At 70.3% G+C, this 13751-nt stretch carries 20 protein-coding genes; 17 read left to right on the top strand and 3 right to left on the bottom strand.

What is annotated here, in order from left to right; translation table 11 throughout:
• Window positions 1–79: 79 nt before the first annotated feature.
• The 11 genes from AB0I69_RS42700 (at window position 80) to AB0I69_RS42650 (ending at window position 6471) form a co-directional block, all read left to right on the top strand.
• On the top strand, window positions 80–1168 hold the full coding sequence (locus AB0I69_RS42700) for a hypothetical protein (RefSeq protein ID WP_363101202.1): 1089 nt from the start codon (window positions 80–82) through the stop codon (window positions 1166–1168).
• Between the two features lie 93 nt (window positions 1169–1261).
• Entirely contained in the window at window positions 1262–1555 is a 294-nt protein-coding gene (locus AB0I69_RS42695) for a hypothetical protein (RefSeq protein WP_363101201.1), read from the top strand.
• 71 nt (window positions 1556–1626) lie between these two features.
• The gene (locus tag AB0I69_RS42690; RefSeq protein ID WP_363101200.1) at window positions 1627–2151 is read left to right on the top strand and encodes a hypothetical protein; all 525 of its coding nucleotides are present in this window, start codon (window positions 1627–1629) and stop codon (window positions 2149–2151) included.
• Window positions 2152–2201: 50 nt separating this feature from the next.
• Window positions 2202–3035, top strand: coding sequence for a hypothetical protein (locus AB0I69_RS42685; RefSeq protein ID WP_363101199.1), 834 nt, complete (start codon window positions 2202–2204; stop codon window positions 3033–3035).
• Between the two features lie 57 nt (window positions 3036–3092).
• Window positions 3093–3395, top strand: coding sequence for a hypothetical protein (locus AB0I69_RS42680; RefSeq protein WP_363101198.1), 303 nt, complete (start codon window positions 3093–3095; stop codon window positions 3393–3395).
• On the top strand, window positions 3392–3922 hold the full coding sequence (locus AB0I69_RS42675; protein WP_363101197.1) for a hypothetical protein: 531 nt from the start codon (window positions 3392–3394) through the stop codon (window positions 3920–3922). The genes AB0I69_RS42680 and AB0I69_RS42675 overlap by 4 nt, the downstream gene beginning before the upstream one ends.
• 102 nt (window positions 3923–4024) lie before the next feature.
• The gene (locus tag AB0I69_RS42670) at window positions 4025–4468 is read left to right on the top strand and encodes a hypothetical protein (protein ID WP_363101196.1); all 444 of its coding nucleotides are present in this window, start codon (window positions 4025–4027) and stop codon (window positions 4466–4468) included.
• 331 nt (window positions 4469–4799) lie between these two features.
• Entirely contained in the window at window positions 4800–5183 is a 384-nt protein-coding gene (locus tag AB0I69_RS42665; protein ID WP_363101195.1) for a DUF4262 domain-containing protein, read from the top strand.
• A gap of 164 nt (window positions 5184–5347) precedes the next feature.
• Window positions 5348–5668, top strand: coding sequence for a hypothetical protein (locus AB0I69_RS42660; RefSeq protein ID WP_363101194.1), 321 nt, complete (start codon window positions 5348–5350; stop codon window positions 5666–5668).
• Window positions 5669–5740: 72 nt separating this feature from the next.
• Entirely contained in the window at window positions 5741–6166 is a 426-nt protein-coding gene (locus AB0I69_RS42655) for a hypothetical protein (RefSeq protein WP_363101193.1), read from the top strand.
• 56 nt (window positions 6167–6222) lie between these two features.
• The gene (locus AB0I69_RS42650; protein WP_363101192.1) at window positions 6223–6471 is read left to right on the top strand and encodes a hypothetical protein; all 249 of its coding nucleotides are present in this window, start codon (window positions 6223–6225) and stop codon (window positions 6469–6471) included.
• Here AB0I69_RS42650 and AB0I69_RS42645 read toward each other — a convergent pair.
• From AB0I69_RS42645 to AB0I69_RS42635, 3 genes are read right to left on the bottom strand one after another with little or no spacing between them, the layout of a single operon-like run.
• Window positions 6458–6841, bottom strand: coding sequence for a hypothetical protein (locus AB0I69_RS42645; RefSeq protein WP_363101191.1), 384 nt, complete (start codon window positions 6839–6841; stop codon window positions 6458–6460). The two genes, AB0I69_RS42650 and AB0I69_RS42645, sit on opposite strands and share 14 nt — an antisense overlap.
• Window positions 6842–6885: 44 nt before the next feature.
• Complete coding sequence (locus AB0I69_RS42640; RefSeq protein WP_363101298.1) at window positions 6886–7692, bottom strand: PIN domain-containing protein; 807 nt, start codon at window positions 7690–7692, stop codon at window positions 6886–6888.
• A gap of 58 nt (window positions 7693–7750) precedes the next feature.
• Window positions 7751–8194, bottom strand: a complete 444-nt coding sequence (locus tag AB0I69_RS42635; RefSeq protein ID WP_363101190.1) for an XF1762 family protein — start codon at window positions 8192–8194, stop codon at window positions 7751–7753.
• A 194-nt stretch (window positions 8195–8388) separates the two neighbouring features.
• On the opposite strand from AB0I69_RS42635, the gene AB0I69_RS42630 reads away from it, so the two are divergent.
• The 6 genes from AB0I69_RS42630 (at window position 8389) to AB0I69_RS42605 (ending at window position 13743) form a co-directional block, all read left to right on the top strand.
• The gene (locus AB0I69_RS42630; protein ID WP_363101189.1) at window positions 8389–8877 is read left to right on the top strand and encodes a hypothetical protein; all 489 of its coding nucleotides are present in this window, start codon (window positions 8389–8391) and stop codon (window positions 8875–8877) included.
• Window positions 8878–9250: 373 nt separating this feature from the next.
• Window positions 9251–9760 (top strand): hypothetical protein, encoded by a 510-nt coding sequence (locus tag AB0I69_RS42625; protein ID WP_363101188.1) that lies wholly within the window; start codon window positions 9251–9253, stop codon window positions 9758–9760.
• Between the two features lie 98 nt (window positions 9761–9858).
• Window positions 9859–10218, top strand: a complete 360-nt coding sequence (locus AB0I69_RS42620; RefSeq protein ID WP_363101187.1) for a hypothetical protein — start codon at window positions 9859–9861, stop codon at window positions 10216–10218.
• Between the two features lie 120 nt (window positions 10219–10338).
• Entirely contained in the window at window positions 10339–11364 is a 1026-nt protein-coding gene (locus tag AB0I69_RS42615) for a hypothetical protein (RefSeq protein ID WP_363101186.1), read from the top strand.
• A 246-nt stretch (window positions 11365–11610) separates the two neighbouring features.
• Entirely contained in the window at window positions 11611–11949 is a 339-nt protein-coding gene (locus AB0I69_RS42610) for a hypothetical protein (RefSeq protein ID WP_363101185.1), read from the top strand.
• Window positions 11950–11976: 27 nt separating this feature from the next.
• Window positions 11977–13743 (top strand): hypothetical protein, encoded by a 1767-nt coding sequence (locus tag AB0I69_RS42605; protein WP_363101184.1) that lies wholly within the window; start codon window positions 11977–11979, stop codon window positions 13741–13743.
• The last annotated feature ends 8 nt before the right edge of the window (window positions 13744–13751 follow it).

Here is a 13751-nt window from a genome sequence, read left to right as displayed (position 1 = left end):
TGGTGTACAGTTTTCCTTGTTGGACGGCATGAGCGAGCCGGACAACAAACGCTCCGAACCCAACCAGAAGGGGACACCTGTGTCCGCTACCCCCCGCTGGACCTCATACCTGGACGACTCCAAGGTCTGGTCCGTCACCGACTCCAGCTTCGAACTCTGGCACGCGTTCGGCGACGACGGCCGCGCCTTGTGCAACCGCAGCATCCGCGCCCGCCAGCACCGCGAGAACGACACGTTCTTCCGCACCCTGCGCGACGCCGACCGGTGGCCCCTGTCCAACCTGCACGACCGGTGCCGCGCCAAGGCCGAGGCCAAGGTCGCCGCTCACCCGGAGGCGCTGAAGCGGGCGGCGGAAGAGGCCGCGTGGGAGGCGGAGCGCGCCGAGGAGAAGCGGCAGGACCAGTACGACACGGCCGCCCAACTGTTCGCCGATGTGCACCCGGCCGCGAACAGGGTCGTCAACTCCTTGCAGGAGAACGCGTTGACGACAGTCTTCGAGGGCGGCCCCGAGTTCACCCCGGCCGAGGTGTGGCACCAGATCGGAGCGGAGCCCGGCGCCGACTACGGCCAGGACGACTACGAGACCAACGACGAGATGCCCAACGCGCTGCTGAAGGCGTGGGAACACCTCAACCGCCGTGCGGCGGCCGGTGAGTTGGACACGGACCGCTGGGCCGAGCTGGTGAACGAAGCGCGCGACGTCATGGCCTACGCGTACGAGCAGCCCGGCCCGGTCACCCTGGAGAAGACGCCCGAGTCGTGGCAGGTGCTCTTTCACACCGAGTCGCCGCTCACCGGCGCGCAGTGGGCCGCCATGCCCGTTCACTCGGTCGTCCGTACGGCGCAGCTCCGCGCCGGGCACGACTGGCACGTCGCGGAGCAGCGGCTCGCCGCGCGTGGCCTGGCCCGGTACGGCTTCCCCGACGCGGTGAGCGCCGGGCACGCCTTGAGCCTGGCCCGTGCCCGCTGGGAGGAGGAAGGTCCGCACTCCGCATGGTTCGCCTTCCTGCGTGATGAGGCGCCCGCCATCGAGGAGCTGCGCGCCGAGTACCAGCCGACGCCGGATCAGGAGCGCGCCGCGTTCGAGTACGTCACGGCCGCCGTCGCCAACCCCGCGCCGGATCTCACCTTCGCCGACCTCCAGGCCATCGCGCACGGCGACGCCTGACGGCCCCCGGGCGGGAGCGCGCGACGTAAGCCGCTCCCGCCCTGCACTCTCCCGGGCCTCACACGTCAGCGCCTCGCCTGATCGGAGCCCCGGGTGTCCGTCACCGCCTTTTCCCCCGCGTTCGACCAGTCCGTCACGGCCCTCGCCGACCACCCCGTCATCACGGAGATGGCGACGGATCTCCTCGGCGCGACCCCCGGCCAGCTCTCCACCCTCGTGAGCGCCAACGGGGACCCGAACAACCGCTTCATGGCCCTGGCCAACGACCGGTTCACCGAACGCACCGGCGATCACGCCCCGTTCCTGGGGACCGTCGCCCGCGCCGTGGTCGCCCGGCTCGCCGAGCTGCGCGCTGCGCCCGCTCCGGACTCGGCCCCTTCCGCCTGATCTCCCCCGCCGCGCCCCGGTGGCCGCACGCCGGCCCGGGGGCACGGCCCGCGCAGAAAGCCCACACGCCCATGGACCAGCCCACCGACTTCATCGGGGAGATACACACGTGGCTCGTCAAGTACCAAGTCCTTGCCGCCCGCCACGCCGAAGCGCTCGCCCCGTACCTGACCGAGGACGGCGAACCCGACGTGCGGAAGTACGGCCAGTACGACGAGCAGCGGTTCGACAACACGATCGAGGCCGACAACTTCCTTGACTCGCTCGTGCTGCACCTTCACGACCTGGCCGGTCCGCCCGTCCCCGGGGACACGTTCACGCTCACGTTCGCCGGACCCGAGCGGCACGACGGCGAACAGCCGTACGCCTTCGTCCTCAACGGCGCGGACATCGACGACGCCCGCCGCCAACTCCTTGACCTGCCGTTCTTCCGCGAGTGGTTCGCCGAGCAGGCCGGATGGGACGACACCCCGCCGGACGTGCTCTACGTCGCCGACCAGTCGCACCCCGGGCTACCCGAGTGGGGCGCGTACAACGACCTGCGCCGCGAGCAAGCCGCCGCCGTGCCCGCCGAAATCCCGGCCCTCCCTGCCTGAACCTCCCCTGCCCGGCTGCGCGCCGGGCGACCCATTGAAGGGAAACCCTCGTGAACACCGCGACCATGCCGCGCAACTTCGCCGCCAAGGTCTTCGGCCGCCTGATGAGCGCCGCGTTCCTCTCCCAGCAGCACGCACTCACCGACCTCGGGCCCTTCACGGGCCTGCTGTGGCGCTGCGTCTGCAAGGAACTCAACACCCCGGACCTCAACGCGTGCGGCGGCTGCCACAAGGCGCGCCTGTGGACCAAGGACGCCACCCCGCCCCGGTACGAGTACGGCACCCTCCTGGAAGACCTCCGCTCCGCATTGACGGAGTGGTTCGACGACCGGCCGAAGATACGCCGTCCGGCCGCGATCAGCTTCCGCGTCACCACCGAGTACGACGACGGCCCGGCGTGGGCCACCTGGGACACGACCGCCTACTTCACCGACTCCCCAACCGGTCAGACGTACGGGGAAGACTTCGAGCGCTCGTTCGTCTCCGAGGCCCTGGTGGAGATCGGCAACTTCGACCGGCCGCAGGTCGGTGACACCCTCCGCGTCGCCATCCCGTCCCCGTTCACCGAGCCCGCCGAGGACGCGCGCAGCACCGAGTACGCGTACACCATCAGCGAGTACGCCCGGGAGGCCGCGACCGTCCTCGGGGAGGGCTGGGACTCCGAGTCCGGGTACATCGGCGCGTACGGGAAGCTCTGGGGCCCCGGCGTCCCCACGCTGCGCGTGTACGTAGACGAGTGGGACGACCTGGTGGTGGCGCTCCACGACGACGCCGACCCCATGCGGTTCACCGTCGACCTCCCCAATGGCGCGCCCAGTTACCCGTACGAGCTGCGTGCCGTCGGCGAGGACATCGCCGAGATCATCCGCGCCAACTTCTGCTGACCCGCCCCGCCCGGGGCGCGGCCACGCTGCGCCCCGGGCCGTGCCCCTGGAGAGCCCGTGAAAGAGCCCGACGCCCTGTGTGGCGCGCCCGGCCGCGACGAGGACGCGGACCTGGACGTGACGTGTGATCTCGCCCCGCACGGGCCCAAGGAGCAGCACCGCGCCACGTACTTCGGCCCGTTCTTCAAACGCCGCGAGCTGGAGTGGCCGGACCCTGAGCCAGCCGCCATCCTCCGCATCGTCGCCGAGTACGTCACCGAGTCCAACGACATCGGCGGACTGGACGCCAACGACCTCGTCACGCGTCTGGAGTCCGCCGGATACGAACTGCCCGAACTCCCCGAAGGAATCCCCGCATGAACCTGCCCGGCGACACCATCGACGTCGGTACGACGCGCTTGCCCGCCCCGGCCCGCTACGCCCCGGGCGGCATCACGACTATCCGCCTCGACCCGGCGTTCCTCGCCAGCGAGGAGCTTGTGCTTCCCCTCGTTCCGGACTGGACGCGCGAGGAGCTGTACACCGTGGCGGCTCTGTTCTCCCGGGAGGCGGGCCGCAGGGATGACGCCGAGTTGCTGGCTCTGCTGCGGGAGTGGAACCCGACTTGGGAGGGTTCTGAACCTGACGCCGTCAAGGCCGAGTTCGTCACCGACTCGAACGGCGGCAGCGTCCGCTGGTCCGAGGAGAGCTACTACATTCACCGCGCGGACGGCTCCGTCGACGAGTTCGAGTTCCCGGAGGAGGACGACGGGTTCGCCGAGCAGGACGAGCGGTTCGCCGAACTCCTCGCTACCCGCTCCGGTGTCGACCTGCCCGTTCACGGCGCCCACCTGTTCGTGGATCTGACGACGGGCGTGTTCACGATCGACGGCCCCGACATCCTCTGAGCCGGGCCCCAACACCCCGCCGCGCCCTGCGGCGGGGTGTAACGGTTCCGTGCCCTCACTCCGTCTACCCGGCGGTACCAATCCCGCCTGGAGGCCTCTCGCATGACGACCAGCACGCCGTTCATCCTCCACATCGACGGCCAGCGCACGCCCGGACGGGACAGGGCCGACCTGGAGGCGGAGAACGAGCGACTGCGGGCCGAGATCGCCCGGCTGCGGGCCGGAGAAGAACCGGCCGAGACTCACCAGCCGCCGACCACGGGCGGCCACGTGCTGTGGATGCTGAACAACTCCACCCCGGAAACCCGGGTCGCGCTGGCCAAAAGCCTGTTGAGCGCCGCGAAGAGCGGGAACGCCTGCTTCGAGGCGAACCACGCCAACCACCTCCGCTTCTACTCGGAGCGGTCGAGCCGCCTGGAAGCCACGGTGCGCGCCGGGGCCGAGGAAGCCCGCCGCCTGTCCGAGGTGAGCGACGGCGCCGGGCGCGGCGTCGCTCTGACGATCGGATTCGTCCTCACCCAGGGCGACTCTGTGGGGGTCGTGTGAGCCTCAGCAGCGTCTTCTACTACGGCCACGCCCCGGTGCGCGTACGGGTGCGCGGCGGAGAACCGGTTTGGTTCAGCCGCGACATCGCCGCCGCCCTGGCCGTGCGGTTCCCTGCCGGGCCAGTCCTCCCCGAGTCGCCGAACAGCTTGGCCGGTCTCGCGACGGCCGAGCAGGTGTGGACGCTAGTGCGCCGGGCCGGCTGTGGTGCGCCTGACGCGTTCCGGGCCTGGATGGCGGAGGTGTCCGCGCAGCTCACCGCGCAGTCGACCCGCCCGCCGGCCCCGGTACAACGTCCTCGCCACCTGACGCCTGTCCGAAGGACCCACGCAGCATGACCCTCTACGACTCCACCAACGAGCCGGTACTTCCCGAGCACACGGTCCGCGCGATCTTCGACCCGGACGGCAAGAAGCCGCCGTTCGCGTACACCGTCGGTCTCGCCTCTCGGCCCGGCCGCTCCTACGAACTGGCGACCTTCGGGCTCCCCAACCGCTTTGCCCACGCCGTGATCACGTGCGCGGCCAAACAGCTCACGAAGGATCACCTCGACCCGGCCGAGGGCCTGGAGTTGGACGAGGTACTGCTCGGCGGCTACAGGGTTCCGTCTGCGCCGCGCGACGGACACCAGCAAGTTCACCGCCGCGCGCGAGCTGTCCGGGCCGGACGTGCCCGTCTGGCAGATCCTCACCCCCGACAAGTGGGGGCACTTCCCTGACGACCGCAACTACACCGAGGACCCCGCCGAGCAGCCGTTCGTGTAGGTCCCGCCCCGCTCCTCCACTCCTCCCGACGAAAGGCACCATCCCCGTGTACTCCGCCAGATCCCGCCGCTCGAACCCGCTTGGCTGTCTCGCCATAGGTGCCGTTGGCATCGCGTTCGTGGCGCTGTTCGTCGTGATGCTCAGCAGCGGCGACGACTCCCCGCCGCGTTGCCCGGTCTCGCGGACCGGCGCGGTCGACCTCGTCCCCGGGGGCCCGCGCCCCTGTGTCCTTTACGGGGCCGGGCACGGCACGACGACGGGCACCGGCACGTACCAGCAGGGCGGCAGCCACTCGACCTCGACGAGCGAGCCAGGCAGCAAGACGTCCACGGGCAAGCAGCCGGGCGCGAAGGCCCCGGCCCCGCAGAAGCCCGCCGCAAAGGTCCCGGCCGCGCCCAAGGCGCCCGCTGTGAAGGCGCCGAGCCTGAGCAAGAGGTGACGTCGGCCCCGCCCCGGGCGTCCCCAAGTCCACCGCCCGGGGAATGTCCGAGGCTCGGGCTACTGTCGATCCATGAGCGACGCCACCGACACCCCCTCCGACCCGTCCAACCCATTCAGTTTCCCGCCCGAGTTGGTCGAGGCGCAGAAGGCCGCCGCCGAGGCGTACGAGGCGCTGCACCGCTACCAGGCGACGCTCCCGTGGTCCCGAGTGCCGCATGACGGGTGGGAGGCGCCTACCCCGGCGCACGGTGGCGCCCTGGTCGGCCCCCAGTCCTCCCGACCGGCCACCCAGGGGTGGACCTCCGAGCAGGGGGCCGAGTACGACCGGCTGTGGGAGGCGTGCCGCACAACGAGCGCCGCTGTCTCCCTGCATCCGCACTGGGCCACTTTCTCGGGCGCCGACCAGTTCGAGGCCCGGCAGGCGCTCAAGCGGATGCCCGGCGCCCTCCCGGCCATCAAGCCCGTCGAGCAGGACGACATGGCCACGGCGGTCTGACTCCTCCTGGGGTCGGTCCTGTCGGATCGGCCCCGAGCGCGGCTCAAGGAGTGAGGGTGCCCACCAGGGGCGCCGCACTCCACCGGAGGCCCGCCATCATGGCCAAGCTCCAGTCCGCCCGCACGTACGTCGTCAGCAACCCCAGCGCCCTGTTCGGCGCCGAGCGCGTCATCACCTTCCCCCACACGGCGCCGGTCGGCTCCGTCGTCGACCTGACCCTCGACGGCCACCGCGTCCGCGCCCTGCTCACCGACACCGTGTGGAACGGCTACCGCTGCGCCGAGTTGCTGTTCACGACCCTGTAGGCGGACGTTCCTCCGGCCCCGGACCACTCGGCCGGGGCCGGGTGCGGGGCGTGAGTCTGCGGTCGTCGGCCGCTCCCGAGACCGGCTCCGAACTCGGGTACCACGCCACCCGTAGACCCGGCTGTGGCCATTGGTACATGCGCGCCACGACCGACATGTCCCCGCGCAGGTCGACGCTCACCTGGTAGAACACCCTGCCGTCGGCCCAGTCCTGCCGCGCCATCACCGGGGCGTTCCGCCACTTCCCGTGTGACCACACGGCCAGTGCCGGGCGGCTCCGGTGGGGCCACATCGTGACCTTCGGCTCCGGCCCGTCGTCGGGTCGCCAGGGGCGCGCCTCAACCGGTTCGGGGGGCGTCTCGCTGCTCACCCTTCGAGCGTAGGCGGAGGCCAGCGAACCGCCTGCGCCGGCCGCTACACCGTGGGGGCCGAAGCGGCTGCTGGAGGGGGTACCTCGAACACTTTGAAACCGCGCTCCAGCGCGCGGAACTCCATGCTCGCGTCGACACATGCGAGCGTGACCTCCCCGGGCACCATCTGCTGAATGACTCGCGCCTGCTCGATGATCTCGTCGTCATCGATCGGATGCCGGTGCTGCCACCCGTCGTCGAGGAAGATCTCCACCGTGACGCCCGCGCGCACCGGCGCGGGTACTCCGGGGGTGACGGTCCGGCGCTGCTCGCGGAGGAGCTTGAGGACCTTCCTGGCGCGGTCCCCGGCGCGTGAGTTGCCCGTGTCCTTGAGCTTGTCGAGCTGCTCGATCACGATGATCGGGACGACCAGGCGCACCACGCCCTTGATGCCCATCTTCTTCGGCCAGAGGAGTTGGGTGAAGATCTCACCTTGGATGAAGGCCGAGGTGTCGGGTACGACGATCGTCCCCGGATGGCTCGCGAACGTGCGGAAGCGAGCGAGCTGGGCTAGCGCGTCCTCAATGCGCCGCAACTGGTTGTCAATCTCGGCATGAACCAGTCGGTACGGCTGCGGCGTGGCCTGCGTGATCCGACGGATCTCCCAGTACGCCGTGGAATACAGAGCGTCCACCATGCCCTGGTCGTCGAACAGGTTGCGGAAGTGCCGATCGGCGGTATCGACCCAGTTCAGGTAGTCGTCCCTGAGCGATGCGACGGCCTTCCCGTTCCGCACAGTCTCGCAGGCGTACTTCAGGCTGGTAAGGGTCCGCTCGGCGTCGTCGATGCCACCGGCGTTACGTAGTCGCATGTCGAACACCCTGTCATCTCGGGCTGCCCCCGTGCACGCGAGATAGCCGCATCGCGCCTCACGGCCCCCCAGGTGCTTCCCACAGGGTTCGGGCGACCTGATCGACGCCCCGGGACGTGCGGGGGCGGCTGGGGCAGTCCCAGCCCCGCCGTGGCGGGCGCTGCGCCAGGACTCGCCACCCGGCCCCGCGCAGGCTCGCGCCGCTCTCCCCCGCCTGCGTGTACGTGACCAGCCGCGTGTAACCGAGGGCCTGCGCCGCCCGCCACGCCGCGCCGTACAGCAGCGAGTTCGCGTTGGCCGTGCCGTCGGTCGCGGTCCGCGTGACCTCCAACGTCTGGCCGTTGTCGAACATCCGCGCCACCGGGCGGCCCACCATCGCGACCGCGCGCAGTACCCCGTCGTCGTCAGCCGCGCCCACGCTGAACACGGCCCCGGGCGGGGGCTGGTGGTGCCGGTGCCAGGCGGCGACGAACTCGCGAGCGTCCTTCTGCCGGAGTGGCACGAGGTGCAGTCGAAGGCTCCCCGGGGCTGCATCCGGGTGCGGTCGGGGCACGGAAGGGTCCTCCACGGTGCGGGGGCGCCCGCTGCGCCCCGGAGGCCGTGCACCATGCGGCTCGCCGCGCCCTACCGTCCCCGGCACGGGGGGCGCCGGGCAGCGGGCGACACTAAGCAGTCGCGCTCTCTACGTTCCGCGCCATGACGAACACCCCTTCGCCGACCCGTGGCCGCCCGTCCAAGCTGACGCCCGAGCTGGTCGACTCCCTCGTCCAGGCCGTTGAGGCGAACATGACCCGGGCGGACGCCGCCGAGTACGCCGGGATCTCCGCCGGAACCTTCGCCCGCTGGCTCACCCTCGGCCGCAAGGTGCTCGACGCCGGCGGCGGTACCTCCGAGTTCGAGGTCCGGTGCGCCACGCTCCGGCTGCGCGTCGGCGTCGCGGACGAGGCGCGAAAGGGGGGCACCGAGCCGGCCGCCTCCCCGAACAAGATCCCCGTAGGCGTCATCAAGGCGGGCCCGCTCCAGGCAGATGCCATCACCACGGTGACCGTCGGTCAGACGGGCGTCAGCAACGTCGCGGCCACCGACCCCTTCGCCCCGGCGATCGTCGTCGGCAAGCCCCGTCGCCGCTCCCTGGTCGGCCGTGTGCTGTCCCTCTTTAACCGGGACCGAGTGCACCTCATCTGACCTGCACATTCATGACCACATGCGCTGGGGCGTACGAGGGTTTCCTCATGCGCCACAGCGCACGAGGTGAAATCCACATGCGCCCCAGCGCATCAGGTCACGTGCGCTGCACCGTATGAGGCCTGATGCGCTGGGGCGCATGTAAACAAGAAGTACTCAACACAGACGTAGGAAGAAGACGAACTCTGTCCGTGACGGACCCCGGTGGGCCTGTTGCGGGCAGAGGCGTGATCAGCACAGACCTCGGCCAGCAAGCGGCCTCACCCCGGGACGCAAGCACGATCAGCCGGCACTTTTCTCCGCCATAGCCGCTCCACACCGGGCGGTCGCATCCGCGCGGCCAGTCCGGGACGGACGAACGGAGAAGCACCACATGAAGCCCGCAGTTGAGAAGGCGCTCCTCGAATGGAAGGACGCCTTCGACACGACCCACGAACAGGCGATCAATGTGCTCGGCCTCGCCCTGCCCGGTCTGGCTCCGTCCACGACCCCCGCTTACTGCTGCCCGGTCACGCTCACCATCGACCAGCCGAACGTCGTTGGCGAGGGCAAGGTGTGCGTGGACAACGATCACCGGGCGACCGTCGAACTCGACAACGTCCCCAACTCCGTCATCGCCGAGGGAGTTGACGAGCTGTTCGGCATCGCCTGGTTCGACGGCGCCGACGGCCCCCTGGAGGACGCCGAGCCCGGCAGCTACGCGTACGACGACGAGTCGACGGGCGCTGAGTACGAAGTCGTCCTCGGCACGAAGGGGGTCGGCCGTGTCTATGTCGCCTACGTCCCTGTCGGCTACGCCGTGGAACTCCTCGACGCGCTCTCGACCGCCCGCGAGCGCCAGGAGGACGAGCAGGAAGCCGTAGCGGCCACGCCGGGACGCTAAGCCCCGCCGACGTGCATGTTCCCGTCCTCGCTCCCGCCGCTCCCCCGCGGCCGTCACACCGGCGGTCCGGCGCGCGGGAGCAGGACGGAGAGCCTGCCGTGGCCCCTCGCCGCCGCACCGGTCCCACGGACGTCGTCCGCCAGCTCGTGCACGATCGCGACGGCGGACGCTGCGTTCGCTGCAACAGCACCAACGGCCTGACCATCCATCACCGCGTCAACCGGGGCATGGGTTCCTCCCGCGAGGATTGGATCAACCAGCCGCAGAACCTGCTCCTGGTGTGCACGACGTGCAACTCCTGGTTCGAAGACCACCCTCGCGAGTCCTACAGCCACGGATGGAAGGTGCGGCGTCCGATGCTCCCCGGCGAGATGACCGTCACCTACCCGGGTGGCGCGGAGTACGTACTGCACCCCGACGGGTCCCGCTCTCGCGTTCTGCGCGGAGGTGCCGCGTGATCGTCCGAACGATCCCCGACCTCTTGAGGTGGTGTACAGTTTCCGCCGAAGGATGAACGGCTAGGGGAGGCCCCTGCCACCAGCGCCCCCGGGCGCGCACCCGGAAACGGGACACTGCTCATGAGCAGCACCATCGACTACGACAAGCTCCGCGCGGACGCCGCCGACGAGGTTGAGCGCGAACTTGCCGGGATCAACGACCCGTTCCAGCGCCGCGCCCACGCCGAGGAACTGCGCGATCAGGCGTACATGGAACTCGCGTCACTCAAGAGCGAGCGTGACCAGCTCGTCGCCGCCGTTGCCCTGTACGAGCCCGCCGAGAATGTGCACAAGCTCCTCGGCATCACGTACAACCAGATGAAGCGCATCGCGAGCGCCGCCGTCGGCCCGCTCAAAGACATCCACACCCCGCCGCCGTGGCCCAAGGATCGAGCCAAGGCAGCCCAGAAGGCGGGAATCCCCCACCCGGACGGTCTCCTCGACCAGGCCGTCACCCTCGCAGTCCGCTACGAGGAGGCCGAGGCCCGCCGCAACGCCGCCCTCACCCACCTCGAAGCCGCTCACGAAGCCGTGCGCACCGCCGGCGGGCGGGTCCGCGTCGCTGCCGTGGAGCGCCCCGACTTCGACGAGATCCGCCGCAAGGCCACCGAGGAGATCCGCGCGGAGTTCGCCACCCTCGCGGCTGGCCCCGAGGAGCGGCTGCGCCTGGCTGCCGAAGCCGTCGACCAGGCCGAGGAGGAGAAGGCTGCGCTGCTCCCCGAGCGCGACGAAGCCCTGAACAGCCTCGCCTTCTACACCACGGCGCGAGCCGTGTACGACTCCGCGGGCATCTCCCGCCAGGGCATGAAGCGAGTGCAGCAGCGCGCCCTGGGGCTCTCGCGGGACGCCAACCTGCCGACGCGTCCCGACCAGCCGGAAGCGGCCCGTGCCGCAGGAGTGCCGTTCCTGAAGGAGGCCGCTGAGGAGCTGCCGCAGATCGCCGCGGCGTACGAGGCGGCAGAGGCCCGGCACACAGCGGCCGTTGAGATCCGCGATGCCGCGATCATGGTCCTCATCGCCGAGCCGTACGGGTGGGGCTACACCCGGATCGCCGAGTTCATCGACCGCGACGTGTCGGTCGTGCACCGTGTCGTGAACCCGCGCTGAAGAATCTTCCGGGAGACCTGTAACGCCTGGAGATCCCACTCCGTCTATGGCGGTGAGGGACCTCAGTCACCCCTCACGAGGTAGGTCACCACCCCCCCCCAGGGGCGGCCCCCGTCCCCCCGGGGGCCGCCCCACCTCCAGCCGCCGGCCCCCGTCCCCGATCGTGCATCGCTCCCGCCGAACCCCCCGGTGGCCGCAGCGGAGGCACGAGACCGGACGGGGGCCGCAGCTTTTCCCGGGACGGCGATGCAGCAGACGACAGAACGGCCCACGACTCGCCTGATCAACGGGCACCGCATGCAGTGCAAGGACATCCCCGACGAGCTGGTGTGCGACGCCGTCCGCCGCACACCGGCACCCGGGCCCATCCGCCCCGGCACAGTGCCCTGGCGGATGCGGTGGGACGTCCAGACAGCACTCGAAGCCGTCATCGGCCCCATCCCGGAGAAGCTGTTCCTGGCGAAGATCAGCAAGCTGTTCGCCAAGAAGCTCCTCGGCGGCTGCGACTGCGGATGCCGCGGTGACTATCACCTGCGCGAGGAGTGCGACTACCCGTACTGCTGCGGTGAGTTGCCCGGGACGTAAACCCGGGCCGAAACGCACGGTGCGCCCATGGCCGCACCGAACACCCGCACGCCCGTCGTGGCCGCTGCCCACGCCTCCAAGGAACAGCGCCAGGGCGTGCGCTCCAGCGACGCCGCCAGCATCGCCGACATGCTGCTCCGTGCGCCCATCCCGGTCCGTCGAGCAGCAATCAAGACGCTCGCCCCCGCGGACCTGGCGCACGTCCTCACCGAGGTCGAGCGCGAGACCGGCACTATGTACGGCCTCTGGCACGACACGCCCTCCGGGTTCATCGAGGACGTGCTGGGAGAGAGCATCTGGTCGAAGCAGCGCGAGATCGTTGACGCTGTCCCCTTCCACAAGCGGATCGCGGTTCCTGCGGGTTTCGGTGTCGGGAAGACCTGGATCGCCGGAAGGCTGGTCGCGTGGGCCGGGGCTGTGAACCCCGCCGGGACCATGGTCATCGTCACCACCGCGACCCGCTTCCGGCAGGTCCGGAATCAACTGTGGCCGCACGTCCGGCGGACCGTCGCCCGCGCGGGCCTCCCCGGCTGGTGCGACACCACCCAATGGAAGATGCCCGACCACTACGGCAACGACGTGGTGGTCGCGTACGGCTTCACCGCCCCCGAGGGCGACGAGGCGGCCATGCAGGGCATCCACGGCACGCCGAAACTCCTGATCATCGTGGACGAGGCCGGAGGCATCAGCCGCGGCATCGGCAACGGCACCAACAATTTGCTGACGGGCGACGCGCGGATGCTCGCGATCGGCAACCCGCCGGCGGACGACCCGCGTTCCTGGTTCGAGAGCCTGTGCGACGAAGGGGACAGTCCCGAGGAGCCCACCACCGTCACCGTGCCGATCGCGACGTTCGACTCCCCTGCCATCACGAAGGAACGCGTCCCGTACTGCAACGACTGCCCCGCAGGCGTACCGAAGCACTCTCTCGCGCTCCATCTGCCGGATATGGACTGGGTGGACCGGACGATCCGCGAGTACGGGGAGGATCACCCGTACGTCGAGGCGAAGGTGTACGCACGCTTCCCGAAGGGCGGCGGCGGCAAGGTCATCCCCGTCACCTGGGTCGAGGACGCACAGAAGAACGAGGACCCGACCGGCCCCGGCTGGGTCCGCCTGTGCGACCTCGGACTGGAAGGCGAGACCGCCACCCACACCGTCAAACGCGGCTCCTGGGTACGCCTCGGCGTCGACGTGGCCGCGGACGGGGGCGACGAATTCACGATCTACCGGATCGTCGGCGACGCCATCGAGCACCGCCACCACTCCAGCGGCGCCGCCAACGACAACCAGGTCAAGGTCGCGAAGAAGATCCTGGAGGAGGTCCACGCCGCGGAGCGCCTGGCCCAGGCCCTCGGCTCCACCGCCAAGGTCCACGTCAAGATCGACAAGAACGGCCTCGGCCACGGCGCGGTCGGCATGCTCGAAGTCTGGGGCGACAACGGCAGGCACGGCTCGGAGGTCGTTGGCGTCATGGTCTCCGAATCCCCCGACCGAGACGATCCGGGCGCCGTCATGAGGCCCTGGCGCAAGAGGGATGAGATGTGGCTCGCCGCCAGGGCGTTGCTCCAGCCGGACCCTGCCACCGGCTCCGGCCGCCTGCGCCTGCGCGTCGACCGCGAGGCCGGTATCCAGCTCACGACCCCCAACCTCGGCAACAACGCGGGCGGGCACTCCGTGGTGGAGAGCAAGAAGCAGATGAAGGCCCGGGGGATGAAGTCGCCGGATCGGGCCGAGGGCATCCTCCTGGCCGTGTACGAGCCCGGCATCCGCCGCCGCGGACTCATCGCCTGAGGCCCGAG

Origin of the sequence: Streptomyces sp. NPDC050508 (assembly GCF_040655155.1) — a bacterium.
Taxonomy (GTDB): Bacteria; Actinomycetota; Actinomycetes; order Streptomycetales; family Streptomycetaceae; genus Streptomyces.
The sequence above is the reverse complement of the archived record's forward strand: the minus strand, read 5'-3'. Positions and strand labels throughout refer to the sequence as shown.